The organism is Salinimicrobium oceani, from assembly GCF_012037645.1.
Genome location: NZ_JAAVJR010000246.1, coordinates 1 through 593, shown reverse-complemented (window position 1 = coordinate 593; position 593 = coordinate 1). Strand labels below are relative to the sequence as shown.

1 pseudogene is annotated in these 593 nt (G+C 34.7%); it reads right to left on the bottom strand.

The annotated features are described in order from the left end of the window. Positions 1-381: pseudogene (locus HC175_RS24310) on the bottom strand (hypothetical protein); the annotation flags it as partial. Positions 382-593: the final 212 nt, after the last annotated feature.

The following is a 593-nucleotide window of genomic DNA, read 5'->3' as shown; positions in this document are numbered from 1 at the left end:
AGAATCCACTGAGTCGTTAACTCCATATTCATAATACCTTAAAGCAGCTTTTGTCTTGGATATAAATGTTGATTTTTCAATATCGCTTTCAACATCTTTCTTTACTCCAAAATATGGCAGAACTGAAACTGCTCCCACAGGAGCCGAACGCAACAGTGAATGATTGTTTAATGAGGGACTCGCAGATCTAATATTTTTCAATAAAAGGGGAAAACCTGCAGCACCGGTACCTCCAAAAATTGAGGAGATAATAAATATTCTGTCTCCCTGGGCGAAGCTGCTCGCAAAATCCTCAAAATCTTTGGAAGTATTGAACTGATTTAAAACAACACTTCCCATATTGGGGTTACCTTTAAAACCCACTTCTAAATCCGCGTTCAAATTCTTTTTGCTAAACAGCAGGGAAATTAAGGCCTTATTCTTTTTATCAAGATCCTGAAAGTCTATGAATTCCTTAAATTTCTTTTTTGAGTCCTGGATATTAATCCTGAAATTAGGATTAAGAGGTGAAATTTCCGTTTTAAAAAATTGATTAGATGTTTCTCCATCAAAAGATAATTTACTCCTTATACTTTGGTAGTATTGAAGAATAT